Genomic DNA, 14,149 nt, shown 5'->3' with positions numbered 1-14,149 from the left:
AACGAACGCCAGGGAGGCGCACCAACCCCATCGTGTACATCGTGGACGCTCAACCCGAGCGGTTAGATAAGCGTCGCCACGCGCGAGGGGCTGCCGTACGGGTTCGCCCCGCCATCGAGGATCGGGCCCTCGTCGGTGCCGTCGCCCGCGACGCCGAGCAGCGCGGACTCCATGTCGTTGGTGAAGAGCACGCTGAGCGTGAAGACCGGGAGCCGGTCGGGGCGCTCGGCCGAGGCCGGCGCGCCCGTGGTGACGAGCAGTGCGCCTGCGAGCGCGGCGGTGACCGCCGCCCGCACGCGGTGTTTCCGTAGGGATCTCACGGTGTCGCTCCTCGCGAGTTCACTCGAACGTATGACCTTGAGGAGCTAAGCACAGCGGTCCTATTCGGACAATGCGCCTCGCCCGCGCCGGTGTCGGGACTTCGCGCACTGTTTACGCTGATGACATGGAATACGCCGAACACGTCATCGACCTCGTTGGCGACACCCCGCTGGTCAAGCTGGGCACCCTGACCGAGGGCCTGAGCCCGCTCGTGCTGGCCAAGGTCGAGTACCTCAACCCCGGCGGCAGCGTGAAGGACCGCATCGCGCTGCGCATGGTCGAAGCGGCCGAGGCCTCGGGAGAGCTGCGGCCCGGCGGCACGATCGTCGAGCCCACCTCCGGCAACACCGGTGTCGGCCTGGCGATGGTCGCCCAGCGCAAGGGCTACAAGTGCGTGTTCGTCTGCCCCGACAAGGTCAGCGAGGACAAGCGCAACGTCCTCAAGGCCTACGGGGCGGAGGTGGTGGTGTGCCCGACGGCCGTGCCGCCGGAGCACCCGGAGTCCTACTACAGCGTGTCCGACCGGCTCGTCACCGAGATCGAGGGCGCCTGGAAGCCCAACCAGTACGCCAACCCGCAGAACCCGGAGAGCCACTACCTCTCGACCGGGCCGGAGATCTGGCGGCAGACCGACGGGAAGATCACGCATTTCGTCGCCGGCGTCGGCACGGGCGGCACCATCTCGGGAACCGGGCGGTACCTCAAGGAGGTCTCCCAGGGCAAGGTGCAGATCGTGGGCGCCGACCCCGAGGGCTCGGTGTACTCGGGCGGCACCGGCAGGCCGTACCTGGTCGAGGGTGTCGGCGAGGACTTCTGGCCGACGACCTACGACCGCGACATCGCCGACGAGATCATCGCGATCTCCGACGCGGACTCGTTCCACACCACGCGACGCCTGGCCAGCGAGGAGGGCCTGCTCGTCGGCGGCTCGTGCGGCATGGCGGTGGCCGCGGCGCTCCGGCTCGCGAAGCGCCTCGGTCCCGACGCGAAGGACGCCGTGATCGTGGTGCTGCTGCCCGATGGCGGCCGGGGCTACCTGGGCAAGGTCTTCAACGACGCGTGGATGTCGTCCTACGGCCTGCTGCCGCCCGACTCCTCCGGCGCGACGGTCGGCGACGTGCTGCGCCGCAAGAGCGGCAGCCTGCCCGACCTGGTGCACACGCACCCGAACGAGACGGTGGCCGAGGCGGTGTCGATCCTGCGTGAGTTCGGCGTCAGCCAGATGCCCGTGGTGAGCGCGGAGCCGCCGGTGATGGCGGCCGAGGTGGTGGGCGCCGTCAACGAGCGGGACCTGCTCGACGCGCTGTTCACCGGCAAGGCGGCACTCGCCGACCGGCTCGAGGCGCACATGTCGCCTCCGCTGCCGACGATCGGCGCGGGGGAGCAGGTCAGCTCCGCCATGAAGGCGCTGACCTCGGCGGATGGTGCGCTCGTCCTCGAAGGTGGCAAGCCGGCCGGTGTGGTGACGCGTCAGGACCTGCTCGCGTTCCTTTCCGGGCATTAAGAAGTCGGACAAGTCTCATCGTGCGCCGGATCTGGGGCGTTACGAGCGGTCCGGGGGCGCATCCGATAGCGTGTGCGCGAGCGAAAAACATCAAGCAAGGTCCGTGTCAAGGGGGTTCAAGACCCACATGAGTGCTCCGCAGCCACCGAACCAGCCCTGGGGCGGCGGGCAGCAGCCGCCGCAGGGCCCTCCAAGTGGCCCTAACCCACAACAAGACAGCCCGTTCGGTTCCTCGGAGCCGACTCAGGTCGTGCAGCCGGGGCAGCAGCAGCCCCAGCAGCCGGCCCAGGGAGATCAGCAGTTCGGTGAAGGCCCGGAGCCGACTCAGGTCGTCCAGCCGGTCCAGCAGCAGGGCGAAGGCCCCGGTGCCGAGTCGACCCAGCTGGTGCCGCCCGGCTCGCAGCCCCCTCCCGCCATCCCGTACGCGCCCCCGCCGAGCGCGGCCGACAACCCCGCCGCGGTGAACCCGCAGCAGGGCTTCGGGCAGCAGCCCGGCGGCTTCGGCCAGCAGCCGCAGCAGCCGGGTGGCTTCGGCCAGCAGCCGCAGCAGGGCTTCGGCCAGCCCGGCGGGTTCGACCCCGCTCAGGGCCAGGGCGGTTTCGGCGGGCCCCCGCCGCCCGGACCTTTCGGAGCCCCTCCGCCCGGTGCCGTGCCGTTCGGCGCTCCCACCGGTGGCGGCGGTGGCGGCAACAAGATGTACGCGTGGATCGCGGGCGGCCTGGTCGCCGTCCTCGGTATCGTCACGGCGATCCTGGCGATCACGCTGCTCTCCGACCTCAGCGGCGGCGGTGGCTCCGAGGACGACCTGGTGTCGATGTGCGTCGAGCAGAGCGGCCAGAGCGAGGACCAGTGCCGGCAGTACATCGAGCAGGCCGGTGGCGCTGACGCCGTCAACGCGCAGATCGAGAGCGCGGCCGCCGAGGTGCCGGGCCACATCACGTTCTACCTGATCATGATGCTGGTCGGTGGCGTCGTGGCGCTCGCCGCGGGCGTGCTCCACGCGCTCGCCGACCGGGTCGGCGCGAGCCTGAGGAAGCTCATTCCGTACCTGGCGATCGCGGGCGGTTTCCTGGCGCTGCTCTTCTCCATTCTCCTGATGACCGAGGGCGGCGACCCGCCGACGCGGATCATCTTCACCCTGATCATGGGCATCCTCATCCTGGCCGTCGGCGTTGTCGCGGTGCTGCCGCAGACGGCGCAGTACGTGGGCCTCGGTGGCGGTCCGGGCGGTCCTGGCGGCTTCGGCGGTCCCGGTGGCCCCGGCGGCTTCGGCGGTCCCGGTGGCTTCGGCCAGCCCGGTGGGTTCGGCCCGCCGAGCCAGCCCGGCGGCTTCCCGCAGCAGGGCCCGCCCGGTGGCTTCGGCCAGCCCGGCGGTCCGAACCCGTCCAGCGGTGGCTTCCCGCAGCCGGGTCAGCAGCCCGGCGGCTACGGGCAGCCCCCGCAGCAGCCGGGTGGCTTCGGCCAGCCCCCGCAGGGCCCGCCCCCCGGGCAGCCCGGTGGTTACGGCCAGCCCGGCCAGCCGCCGCAGCAGTGGTGACGAACTGAACTGAGGTTGATGCCCCCGGTCTCTGGCCGGGGGCATCTCCTTTGTGCGACCTTGGTCGCGATGAGCCAGCAGAGCCTGCCGCAGTATCCGGGGCCGTACCCGAACGAGCCGTACGGCGATCCGCCGCAGCCGCCCGCACACCGCGGCACGGCCGTCGCCGCCTCCGTGCTCGCCCTGGTCGGCGCCGCCGTGCACCTGCTTGGCGTCCTCGCGCTGTTCAGCCGCATCGACGTGGTGGCCCGGTCTCCGTTCGCGCTCACCAGCCTGGCCGCCAACCTGGTGGTCGCGGGGCTCCTGCTGCCCGGCGCGATCCTGCTGCTGCAGCGCAGGGTCGCCGGACAGGTGCTCGTCGCCACCGGCGCGGGCTTCGCCGTCGTGTACTTCGCGTTCATGGTGCTCGCCGGGTTCGCCGCGCGCCTTTCGTTGAACGGCGAGCTTGACAGCAGGAGCGTGGGCTACAGCTCCGCACGGGTGCTGGTCGTGTGCCTGCCCGCGATCGCGACTCTCGTGCTGGCGGTCATCGCCCCCACCCGCAGGTGGGTACGCCAGCGGCGGGCCTGGTGACGCGGTCGTAGGCTGAGGGCATGGTTCACGACCCCGCCGGACTCGGCTTCGAGACCCGCGCCATTCACGCAGGCCAAGAGCCGGACCCCCGCACGGGTTCGGTGATCGTGCCGATCTACCAGACCTCCACCTACGCGCAGGACGGCGTGGGCGGCACCCGCGAGGGCGACTACGAGTACTCGCGCACCGCCAACCCGACGCGGACCGCGCTGGAGGAGGCGCTCGCGGCGCTGGAGGGCGCGCGGCACACCCTCGCCTTCGGCTCCGGCATGGCCGCCAGCGACGCCGTGTTGCGCGCGACGCTGCGCCCCGGCGACCACCTCGTGCTCGGCAACGATGTGTACGGCGGCACGTTCCGGCTCATCGACAAGGTCCTCACGCAATGGGGTGTCACCTACAGCGTCGCGCACCTTTCCGACCTCGACGAGGTCCGCGCCGCGCTGCGGCCGGAGACCAAGCTCATCTGGTGCGAGTCGCCCACCAACCCGCTGCTCGGCGTCTCCGACATCCCCGCGCTCGCACAGATCGCCCACGTTGGCGGCGCGCGGCTGGTCGTCGACAACACGTTCGCGACGCCGTACCTGCAGACACCCATCGAACTGGGCGCCGACATCGTGGTGCACTCAACGACGAAGTACCTCGGCGGGCACTCCGATGTCGTCGGTGGCGCCGTGGTGACCAACTCGGACGAGCTGCGCGAGCAGCTGTTCTTCCTCCGCAACGCGTCCGGGGCGGTGCCGGGCGCGTTCGACGCGTGGCTGACGCTGCGTGGCCTCAAGACGCTGGCCGTGCGCATGGAGCGGCACTGCGACAACGCCGAGCGCGTGGTCGAGGCGCTCGTCCGGCACCCCAAGGTCAGCCGCGTGTACTACCCGGGCCTCACCGAGCACCCCGGTCACGACGTCGCGGCGAAGCAGATGCGGCGCTTCGGTGGCATGGTCTCGTTCGATCACGCCGACGGCGAGCAGGCCGCGCTGGACGCGGCGGCGCGTACGAGGCTGTTCATCCTCGCCGAGTCACTCGGTGGCGTCGAGTCGCTCATCGAGCACCCGGGCCGGATGACACACGCGAGCGTGGCGGGATCACTGCTGCAGGTGCCCGCGGAACTGGTGCGGCTCTCGGTGGGGATCGAGGACGCCCGCGACCTCGTCGCGGACCTCGAGCAAGCCCTGGGCTAGGGGCGGAAGTTGTTGAGTTGCTGCGCACCGTCGGCGGTGGACGACTTCGCCCCGCCGGTGGTGGGCAGCTCACCACCATCGACGCAGCCACCGACGAGCTCGATGTGGTTGTCGTGGCGGATGTAGCGACCGGGGTCCCCGCAGTTCGCCTGCCCGACCGTGTAGACAGCGGCTCCCGTGAGTGCGAGCGCCGACGTGAGGCCTGCGAGCAACGGCACGAAACCGGAGCGTGAGCCCCTCGGCGTCGTCCCACTGGCCATGCTGTCTCCTGCTCTCGAGGTCGCTGCGCGAAGACCAGGATACCCAATCGTGATGCACACCATGCACGAACGGCACTGACTGTGGCCGAGGCCGTATCCTCCCTGCTCATGCGACTGGTGAGCGTGGAACGGATCCGGCGGGCGGCGCAGCTCCTCGAGGGTGTGGTGCGGCGCACGCCGATGGAGCACGCTCGCGATCTCGAGAAGGCCCACGGCGGCCCGGTTTCTCTCAAGTGCGAGAACCTGCAGCGCACCGGTTCCTTCAAGATCCGGGGCGCCTACACGAGGTTGCACGCGTTGAGCGACGAGGAACGGGCGCGGGGCGTGGTCGCGGCGAGTGCGGGCAACCACGCGCAGGGCGTCGCCCTCGCGGCGTCGTTGCTGGGCATCAAGGCGACGGTGTTCATGCCGGAGCGGGCGCCGTTGCCGAAACTGGCCGCCACGAAGGCGTACGGCGCCGAGGTGCATCTGCACGGCGCTGTGCTGGAGGAGGCGCTGGCCGAGGCGGTCGCGTTCGGCGAGCGGACGGGCGCGGTGTTCATCCACCCCTTCGACCACCCCGACATCATCGCGGGCCAGGGAACCGTGGGGCTGGAGATCGTCGAGCAGCTGCCCGAGGTGGCGACCGTGCTCGTCTCCACCGGGGGTGGCGGACTCGTCGGCGGCGTCGCGAGCGCGGTGAAGGCGCTGCGGCCGGGAGCGCGGCTGGTCGGCGTGCAGGCGGAAGCGGCGGCCGCGTTCCCGCCGTCGCTCGCCGCCGGTGAGCCGGTGCGGCTCGCCAACATGCAGACGATGGCCGACGGGATCGCGGTCGGCAGGCCGGGTCCCCTGACGTTCGCGCACGTCTCGGAGCTCGTGGACGACGTGGTGACGGTGAGCGAGGAGGGGCTCTCGCGGGCGGTGCTGAACTGCCTGGAACGCAGGAAGCTCGTGGTGGAGCCGGCCGGCGCCGCCGCGGTGGCGGCGCTGCTGGAGCACCCGGGAGCGTTCGAGCCGCCGGTCGTGGCCGTGCTGTCCGGCGGCAACGTGGATCCGTTGCTGCTGCTGCAGATCATCCAGCACGGCATGACCGCGGCCGGCCGCTACCTGTACCTGCGCCTGTGCGTTCCGGACCGCCCCGGCTCCCTGGCCGGGGTGCTGACCAGGGTGAGCGAGCTGGGCGCGAACGTCATCGACATCGAGCACTCGCGCATCGCGGGCAGGCTCGCGATCGGCGAGGTGGAGATCGCGCTGAAGCTGGAGACCCGGGGTCCCGTCCACTGCGAAGAGGTGACCCAAGAACTCCAGCGAGCCGGCTACACCGTGATGCCCTGACTGCCCCCAAGGCCACCTTTGGTGCGTTCAACGCACCAAAGGTGGCCTTGGGGGACGGACGCTCAGAGGTTGCCGCGGCGCTCTTGTTCCCGCTCGATCGCCTCGAACAGGGCCTTGAAGTTGCCCTTGCCGAAGCCCAGCGAACCGTGCCGCTCGATCAGCTCGTAGAACACCGTCGGGCGGTCCCCGATCGGCTTGGTGAAGATCTGCAGCAGGTAGCCGTCCTCGTCGCGGTCCACGAGGATCCGGTGCTCCTTGAGCGTCTCGATCGGCACGCGCACCTCCCCGATCCGCGCGCGCAGCTCGGGGTCGTCGTAGTAGGAGTCCGGGGTTTCCAGGAACTCCACGCCCGCCGCGCGCATGGCCGTCACCGTCGCGATGATGTCGTTCGTCGCGAGCGCGATGTGCTGGCAGCCCGCGCCCTCGTAGAACTCCAGATATTCGTCGATCTGCGACTTCTTCTTCGCGACCGCCGGCTCGTTGAGCGGGAACTTGACGCGGTGGTTTCCGTTCGAAACCACCTTGCTCATGAGCGCGGAGTACTCGGTCGCGATGTCGTCACCGACGAACTCCGCCATGTTCACGAAGCCCATCACCCGGTGGTACCAGTCGACCCAGTAGTCCATCTTGCCGAGCTCGACGTTGCCGACGCAGTGGTCGATGGCCTGGAAGAGCCGCTTCGGCGCCCCCTCCGGCCGGGTCACCGTGCTCTGCTTCGCGACGTAGCCGGGGAGGTAGGGCCCGGAGTAGCGCGAGCGGTCGATGAGGGAGTGGCGTGTCTCGCCGTAGGTGGCGATCGCGGCCATTCGCACGGTGCCGTGTTCGTCGGAGACGTCGTGCGGTTCCTCGAGGATCGTCGCGCCCTGCGAGCGCGCGTGCTCGACGCACTTGTCCACATCGGACACCTCGAGGGCGAGGTCGATGACGCCGTCGCCGTGCCTGCGGTGGTGGTCGAGCAACGGCGAGCCGGGCCGCACGCCGCCGTTGATCACGAACCGCGCGGAGCCTGACTTGAGCACGAACGACTTGCGGTCGGGCTCGCCGGTCTCCGGCCCCGAGTACGCGACGAGCTGCATGCCGAAGGCGACCTGGTAGAACCACGCCGTCTGCGTGGCGTTGCCCGCGATGAACACCACCGCGTCCATCGCCTTCACCGGGAACGGGTCCGAGGAGGCGTCGTGGTCGACCAGGCCGACGAGCTGGCGGAGCTGGTCGTAGCTGACGTCGTCGAGAGCTGGGTTCGTCGTCATGCCCGAAGGATGAGCGCGACCATGCACCCTGAGCAACAGTCTGTGTTTTTGCTGGTCAATCTGTACAGTGCCAAGGGGATAATGCTGATCAGATCGAGCAATTTGTGTAGGAGGTTGTGCGGTGGCTCTCGACGCGCTCGACGCCCGGCTGCTGTTGCTGCTCACCGACGTGCCAAGGCTCGGCGTGCTCGAATGCGCGCGCAGGCTCGGCGTCGCGAGGGGCACGGTGCAGGCACGGCTCGACAAGCTCACCGCCGACGGCGTGCTGACCGGCTTCCCGCCCGAGCTCGACCTGGCCGCGATGGGCTACGGGCTCACGGCGTTCGCGGTGCTGGAAATCGCACAGGGCCGCCGAACCGAGGTGGCCTCCGCGCTGGCCGCGATCGACGAGGTGTGCGAGGTGCACGCCACGACCGGTCAGGGTGACCTGTTCGTGCGCATGGTCGCCCGCTCGAACGACGACCTGCAGCGCGTGATCGACGAGGTGGTCGGGGTGCCGGGCGTGCGGAGGACGTCGACGTCGATCGCGCTGTCGACGCCCGTGCCGCAGCGCGTGCGGCCCCTGCTGGAGCGCACCGCCAACCGCTGATCCCCACGTGCCCCCAAGGCCACCTTTGTTGCGTTCAACGCAACAAAGGTGGCCTTGGGGGACGTTCAGCTCGGAGGGTGGCGCGGCGTGCCGTGCGCATGGGCGCCTACTCGGCTAGTCGCTGACCTGCTCCAGGTACCGCTCGACGGAGTGCCGCACGACCTTCTTGGCGCCACCGATGATCACCGCGTCCCACCACGCGCCGTAGATGTCGTCGAAGTCGAAGCGTTCCAGCAGCTCCGCCGCGTGCCGCACGACGCTCGGCCGCTCCGGGATGTGGTTCGGGTAGCTGTACATGAACGCGACCAGGCTCCGGTTGGGCACCACCTGCACGATGTCGCCGCTGAACAGCGCGCCCCTGCCCTCCGCGCCGTCGCGCCAGTGCAGCACGGTCCCGCCCGCGAAGTGCACGCCGAGGTTCACGAGCGTGAGGTCGTCGGCGAGCCGGCGGGTCTGCCCGCTCCACAGCTGGATCCGGTCGCTCGGCCTGCCGATCCACTCGCGGTCCTTCTCGTGCAGGTACACCGGCACGTCGAACGTCTCGGCCCACTCGACCATGGTCGTGTAGTAGTGCGGGTGGCTGATCGCGACGCCGGTGATGCCGCCCAGCTCGTTCACCCGGCGCACCACCTCGTCGTCGAGGTAGGCGAAGCAGTCCCACAGGAGGTTGCCGGACTTCGCGGGCACGAGCAGCGCACGCTGCCCGATGCCGGCGCCGGGCCGGGCGCCGATGCCGAGCACGCCGGGGGCCTGCTCGCGCACGAGCACGGAGTGGTCGCCCTCGCGCAGCTCGGCCAGGCTCGTCCAGCGTTGTCCGGAGGAGGGCACGTATTGACGTTCGTCTTCGCAGACGGGGCAGTCGGGTCTCGCTGCGGCGTACTGCATGGCGCACGTGGCGCAGATGGGAAGGTCGGCGGTCATTCCGCCCACACTAGAGCGTGGTGTGCGCGCTCACACCCGAATCGGTGGAGCGCGCAACCGTCCGCGTCAGCCGCCGTAGGGCACTGCCTTCACGAGGGTGACCTTCTGGGTGTTGCCGTTGGGGAGGCTGTACTCCCTCGACTCACCTTCCTTGGCGCCGAGCAGCGCCTTGCCCAGCGGGGAGTCGGGCGAGTAGATCTCCAGCGCGCCCTCGCCGCCCTCCTCGCGGGTGGCGAGCAGGAACTGCTCCTCGTCGTCGTCGCCCGCGTAGCGGACGGTGAGCACCATGCCGGGCTCGGCGACGCCACTGTTGGCGGGCGCCTCGCCGACCTTGGCCGTTCGCAGCAGCTCCTGGAGGTGCCGGATGCGGGCTTCCTGCTGACCCTGCTCCTCACGGGCGGCGTGGTAGCCCCCGTTCTCCTTGAGGTCGCCTTCCTCGCGGCTGTCGTTGATCTTCGCGGCGATGACCGGACGATTCTCGATCAGCTCATCGAGTTCGCTCTTGAGCCTGTCGTAGGCATCCTGGGTCAGCCAGGTCACCTTGCTGTCGCTCACGGTCACCATCTCCTCCTAGGGCCTGCCGAGCTTGGGTATACAAGCCGGCCGCCACGCTTGCGTGGCTGAGATAAAGGAAAAACACGGCCCGCAGGGGGCCGTGCCGGTAGACCAGGGTAACACGTTCGGCGCCCTGAATGCCGCTCAGTTCTCCGCTAAGCGGACATTCAGCGCGTCATTCACCCCGTTGGCCGCTCAGGGGTTGACAAGTATACAGGAACGCTGTACGAGCACCCGTACACATCAGCCGTCACGGGCCTGGTGACGCTGCGGACGACGGTGGAGAGGCGCTCTTCACCGGGTGGGACGTAAATCTCTTTCCGCCCGCTCTCCGCGCCCGAGATGTCGCGCACGCGTACGATGCACACCCCCGGTCGCTGGCTGTCGTCCCTGGCCACGTCGATCGTGATCTCCATGGCGTTGCCGGGCCGCTCCGCGAACCCCACCCGTTGGGCCTCGATCGGCGCGCTGCCGATGTTGTTGTACCCGATGTACGCCGCGCCGCCGCCGAAGAGCAGCACGAACACGCCGAACAGCCACTTCTGCCAGCTGCGGGGCGCCCGGCCCGACGGGCGGGCGGAGCCGTAGCGGCCCTCGGGGAGGGAGGGACGGCCCGGCCCGGTCGCCGAAGTGGCCTGTCCGGTGCTCAAAACCAGGCCTCCCGATCGGTCTTGTCGCAGGCGCGAGGAAGATGGACGACGTGCTCCGCGTTATGAGTATCCGCGGAGTCCGACCCAGGTGGGCCATGGGGGTCCGCAAGTCAACGAGCAACGCAGGTGCGAGAGGGGCCTAGCCGGTCATGTCGGTAACTGACGGACGCACGGTGACCGAGGCGGAGGGGCGGCTCCGCCTGATGGCGGTGCACGCGCATCCGGACGACGAGTCCAGCAAGGGCGCCGCCACGATGGCGCGCTACGTCGCCGAGGGACACGAGGTCATGGTCGTCACCTGCACCGGTGGCGAGGCGGGCAGCGTGCTGAACCCCGCGATGGACCGGCCAGAGGTGCACGCCAACATGACCGAGTTGCGCCGGGAGGAGATGGCCCGCGCGGCCAAGATCCTCGGCGTCAAGCACCACTGGCTGGGTTTCGTCGACTCCGGGCTGCCGGAGGGGGAGCCTCTGCCGCCGCTGCCGGAGGGCTCGTTCGGCACGGTCCCGCTCGAGGAGCCCACCGAGGCGCTCGTACGGGTCATCCGCGAGTTCCGGCCGCACGTCGTCATCACCTACGACGAGAACGGCGGGTACCCGCACCCGGATCACATCCGGTGCCACGAGGTCTCCGTCGCCGCCTACGACGCCGCGCCCGACCCCGCGCGGTTCCCCGGCACTGGCGAGCCGTGGCAGCCGCTGAAGCTCTACTACTCGCACGGCTTCTCGCGCGCGAAGATGACCGCGTTCCACGAGGCCCTGCTCGAGGCGGGGCTCGACTCGCCGTACGAGGAGTGGCTCGGCCGCTGGGACCCGGACAAGGCCGACGTCATGGAGCGGGTCACCACGCGCGTGGTGTGCGACGACTACTTCGAGGTGCGGGACGAGGCGCTCAAGGCGCACGCCACGCAGATCGACCCGAACAGCCGCTGGTTCGCGGTTCCGCTGGAGATGCAGCGCCGGGTGTGGCCGACGGAGGAGTACGAGCTCGTGCGCTCGCTTGTGGACACCACGTTGCCGGAGGACGATCTGTTCGCGGGGGTGCGAGAGAAGGTGACCACATGATGCTTCCGGCATTCGCGACGGTGCCCGTGCTGACGGGCGCCGCCGCGCTCGCGCAGCAGCCGGGCAGCGGGGACAATGGCGGCCAGGGGGAGGACTTCGGCAAGTCCTCGCCGGTCGGCCTGCTGCTCCTGCTGCTGTTCCTCATCGCCGTGGTCTTCCTGGTGCGGTCGATGACCAAGCACCTCAAGCGGGTGCCCGCCAGCTTCGACGAGCCCGCACAGCAGGCCGTGGACGCGGGCGAGGAGCCCGCCGACAGCGGGACCGCCGAGCAGGAGAAGGACGACCGGGCCGAGGCGGCGCCGAGGGGCGAGCGCACGTAGGGAAGGCATGCCACCCTGGAGGCATGTCGAACCGACTGGCCGCCGCGACGAGCCCATATCTGCTCCAGCACGCCGACAACCCGGTGGACTGGTGGCCGTGGTGTGCCGAGGCGCTCGAGGAGGCCGAGCGGCGGGATGTGCCGATCCTCCTCTCCATCGGCTACGCCGCGTGCCACTGGTGCCACGTCATGGCACACGAGTCGTTCGAGGACGACGACACCGCGGCGCTCATGAACGCCAACTTCGTCAACATCAAGGTCGACCGTGAGGAGCGGCCGGACCTCGATGCCGTCTACATGACCGCGACGCAGGCGATGACCGGCCACGGCGGCTGGCCCATGACCTGCTTCCTCACCCCCGACGGCAAACCGTTCCACTGCGGGACCTACTACCCGCCCGTGCCCGGGCACGGCATGCCGTCGTTCAAGCAGCTCCTCGCCGCCGTGACGCAGGCGTGGCACGACCGCCCCGACGAGCTGCGAAAGGGTGCCGGCCAGATCGTCGACCACATCGCCCAGCAGACCTCGCCGCTGCGTGAGCACGCGGTGACCGAGCAGACGCTCTCCTCGGCGGTGTCGAAGCTGCGGCACGACACCGATCCCGGTCACGGCGGGTTCGGCGGGGCGCCGAAGTTCCCGCCGTCGATGGTGCTGGAGTTCCTGCTGCGCCACTACGAGCGCACCGGGGCGCCCGAGGCGTTGTCCATTGTGGAGCTGACGGCCGAGGGCATGGCGCGCGGCGGGCTCTTCGACCAGCTGGCGGGCGGCTTCGCCCGGTATTCGGTGGACGAGGCCTGGGTGGTGCCCCACTTCGAGAAGATGCTGTACGACAACGCGTTGCTGCTGCGCTGCTACGCGCACCTCGCGCGACGCACCGGGTCGGCGTTCGCGCTGCGCGTCGCCGGGGAGACGGCGGACTTCCTGCTGCGGGACCTGCGCACCCCAGAGGGCGGTTTCGCGGCCTCGCTGGACGCCGACACCGCGGGCGTCGAGGGCCTCACCTATGTCTGGACGCCGGAGCAGCTCACCGAGGTGCTCGGTCCGGAGGACGGGCGGTGGGCGGCGGAGCTGTTCCGGGTGACCGCGGACGGCACGTTCGAGAAGGGCGCCTCGACCCTGCAGCTGCCCAGCGATCCGGACGACCCCGCCCGGTGGGTGCGGGTGCGGTCGGCGCTGCTGGAGGCCCGCGCGCGGCGTCCGCAGCCCGCCAGGGACGACAAGGTGGTGGCCGCGTGGAACGGGCTCGCCATCACCGCGCTCGCCGAGGCCGGCGTCGCGCTGGAACGGCCAGACTGGGTCGAGGCTGCCGTGGGTGCGGCGAGCCTGCTGCTCGACAAGCACCTCGTGGACGGCAGGCTGCGGCGCAGTTCGCGCGACGGCGTGGTCGGCGACGCGGCCGGTGTGCTGGAGGACTACGCGTGTCTCGCCGAGGGGCTGCTCGCGCTGCACCAGGCCACCGGCGAGTCGTTGTGGCTGGTCGAGGCGACCACGCTGCTCGACATCGCGCTCGCCCGGTTCGCCTCGGACACCCCGGGCGCCTTCCACGACACGGCCGACGACGCGGAGGCGCTGGTGCACCGGCCGTCGGATCCGACCGACAACGCGAGCCCTTCGGGTGCGTCCGCGCTCGCCGCGGCGCTGCTCGCGGCCTCGGCGCTCGCCGGTCCGGAGCGGGCGAGCACCTACCGCGAGGCCTGTGAGCAGGCATTGCGCAGGGCGGGAGCGCTCGTGGAGCAGGCGCCCCGGTTCGCGGGCAACTGGCTGAGTGTGGCCGAGGCACTGGTCGCAGGCCCGTTGCAGGTCGCGGTGGTGGGGCAGGACGCGGTGGCGCGGGCCGAGTTGCTCGTTGAGGCCGCGCGGCAGGTGCACGGCGGCGCCGTGGTGCTGGCCGGGCAGCCCGAGGCCGAGGGCGTTCCGCTGCTGAGCGACCGGCCGCTCGTCGACGGCGAGCCTGCCGCGTACGTCTGCCGCGGCTACGTGTGCGAGCGCCCGGTGACCACCACCGACGACCTGGCGGTGGTGCTCGCCTCCTAGCGGCCCCCAACCGCAGTGAAGGCCACCTTCACTGCGTTCAACGCAGGCATGGTGGCCTTCACTGCGGGCGGCATCGTTCG

The 14,149-nt window shown here is 70.5% G+C and carries 15 protein-coding genes; 9 read left to right on the top strand and 6 right to left on the bottom strand.

The window, feature by feature from the left end; genetic code table 11:
* Positions 1 to 62 precede the first annotated feature (62 nt).
* Complete coding sequence (locus FCN18_RS33970; protein WP_137097082.1) at positions 63 to 320, bottom strand: hypothetical protein; 258 nt, start codon at positions 318 to 320, stop codon at positions 63 to 65.
* A gap of 125 nt (positions 321 to 445) precedes the next feature.
* Here FCN18_RS33970 and FCN18_RS33965 point away from each other — a divergent pair, with 125 nt between their 5' ends.
* The 4 genes from FCN18_RS33965 to FCN18_RS33950 all read left to right on the top strand — a co-directional run bounded on the left by FCN18_RS33965 (position 446) and on the right by FCN18_RS33950 (position 5,113).
* Positions 446 to 1,825, top strand: coding sequence for a cystathionine beta-synthase (locus FCN18_RS33965; RefSeq protein WP_112270801.1), 1,380 nt, complete (start codon positions 446 to 448; stop codon positions 1,823 to 1,825).
* Positions 1,826 to 1,952: 127 nt separating this feature from the next.
* On the top strand, positions 1,953 to 3,362 hold the full coding sequence (locus FCN18_RS33960; RefSeq protein WP_158303227.1) for a YybS family protein: 1,410 nt from the start codon (positions 1,953 to 1,955) through the stop codon (positions 3,360 to 3,362).
* A gap of 69 nt (positions 3,363 to 3,431) precedes the next feature.
* Positions 3,432 to 3,935 (top strand): hypothetical protein, encoded by a 504-nt coding sequence (locus FCN18_RS33955; protein WP_112270805.1) that lies wholly within the window; start codon positions 3,432 to 3,434, stop codon positions 3,933 to 3,935.
* A 20-nt stretch (positions 3,936 to 3,955) separates the two neighbouring features.
* Complete coding sequence (locus FCN18_RS33950; protein ID WP_137097080.1) at positions 3,956 to 5,113, top strand: cystathionine gamma-synthase; 1,158 nt, start codon at positions 3,956 to 3,958, stop codon at positions 5,111 to 5,113.
* Here the strand turns inward: FCN18_RS33950 and FCN18_RS33945 are convergent.
* Positions 5,110 to 5,373: a hypothetical protein gene (locus tag FCN18_RS33945; protein ID WP_112270809.1), complete on the bottom strand. Its 264-nt coding sequence runs from the start codon at positions 5,371 to 5,373 to the stop codon at positions 5,110 to 5,112. The genes FCN18_RS33950 and FCN18_RS33945 overlap by 4 nt on opposite strands.
* A gap of 108 nt (positions 5,374 to 5,481) precedes the next feature.
* On the opposite strand from FCN18_RS33945, the gene ilvA reads away from it, so the two are divergent.
* Positions 5,482 to 6,687 carry a threonine ammonia-lyase gene (ilvA, locus tag FCN18_RS33940; protein ID WP_137097079.1) on the top strand — a complete coding sequence of 402 codons (1,206 nt, stop codon included), beginning with the start codon at positions 5,482 to 5,484 and terminating at the stop codon, positions 6,685 to 6,687.
* Between the two features lie 62 nt (positions 6,688 to 6,749).
* On the opposite strand, the gene hppD is transcribed toward ilvA, so the two are convergent.
* Positions 6,750 to 7,937: a 4-hydroxyphenylpyruvate dioxygenase gene (gene hppD / locus FCN18_RS33935; RefSeq protein ID WP_137097078.1), complete on the bottom strand. Its 1,188-nt coding sequence runs from the start codon at positions 7,935 to 7,937 to the stop codon at positions 6,750 to 6,752.
* Positions 7,938 to 8,058: 121 nt separating this feature from the next.
* Here hppD and FCN18_RS33930 point away from each other — a divergent pair, with 121 nt between their 5' ends.
* Complete coding sequence (locus tag FCN18_RS33930; protein ID WP_112270813.1) at positions 8,059 to 8,526, top strand: Lrp/AsnC family transcriptional regulator; 468 nt, start codon at positions 8,059 to 8,061, stop codon at positions 8,524 to 8,526.
* Between the two features lie 114 nt (positions 8,527 to 8,640).
* Here FCN18_RS33930 and FCN18_RS33925 read toward each other — a convergent pair whose 3' ends face one another.
* From FCN18_RS33925 to FCN18_RS33915, 3 genes are all read right to left on the bottom strand, one after another.
* Complete coding sequence (locus tag FCN18_RS33925; protein WP_137097077.1) at positions 8,641 to 9,447, bottom strand: MBL fold metallo-hydrolase; 807 nt, start codon at positions 9,445 to 9,447, stop codon at positions 8,641 to 8,643.
* Positions 9,448 to 9,513: 66 nt separating this feature from the next.
* A complete protein-coding gene (gene greA, locus FCN18_RS33920; protein WP_112271280.1) occupies positions 9,514 to 10,008 on the bottom strand; it encodes a transcription elongation factor GreA in 495 nt (164 codons plus the stop codon).
* A 173-nt stretch (positions 10,009 to 10,181) separates the two neighbouring features.
* Positions 10,182 to 10,652 (bottom strand): DUF4307 domain-containing protein, encoded by a 471-nt coding sequence (locus tag FCN18_RS33915; RefSeq protein WP_112270815.1) that lies wholly within the window; start codon positions 10,650 to 10,652, stop codon positions 10,182 to 10,184.
* Between the two features lie 203 nt (positions 10,653 to 10,855).
* Between FCN18_RS33915 and mca the strand changes: the two genes are divergently transcribed.
* From mca to FCN18_RS33900, 3 genes are read left to right on the top strand one after another with little or no spacing between them, the layout of a single operon-like run.
* A complete protein-coding gene (gene mca, locus FCN18_RS33910; RefSeq protein WP_199543527.1) occupies positions 10,856 to 11,716 on the top strand; it encodes a mycothiol conjugate amidase Mca in 861 nt (286 codons plus the stop codon).
* Entirely contained in the window at positions 11,713 to 12,036 is a 324-nt protein-coding gene (locus FCN18_RS33905) for a hypothetical protein (protein WP_137097076.1), read from the top strand. Before mca ends, FCN18_RS33905 begins: the two co-directional genes overlap by 4 nt.
* 23 nt (positions 12,037 to 12,059) lie before the next feature.
* Positions 12,060 to 14,069 carry a thioredoxin domain-containing protein gene (locus FCN18_RS33900; protein WP_137097075.1) on the top strand — a complete coding sequence of 670 codons (2,010 nt, stop codon included), beginning with the start codon at positions 12,060 to 12,062 and terminating at the stop codon, positions 14,067 to 14,069.
* Positions 14,070 to 14,149: the final 80 nt, after the last annotated feature.

It is taken from the genome of Prauserella endophytica, assembly GCF_005146945.1.
GTDB classification, from domain to species: domain Bacteria; phylum Actinomycetota; class Actinomycetes; order Mycobacteriales; family Pseudonocardiaceae; genus Prauserella_A; species Prauserella_A endophytica.
This window is presented reverse-complemented; position numbering and strand designations above follow the sequence as displayed.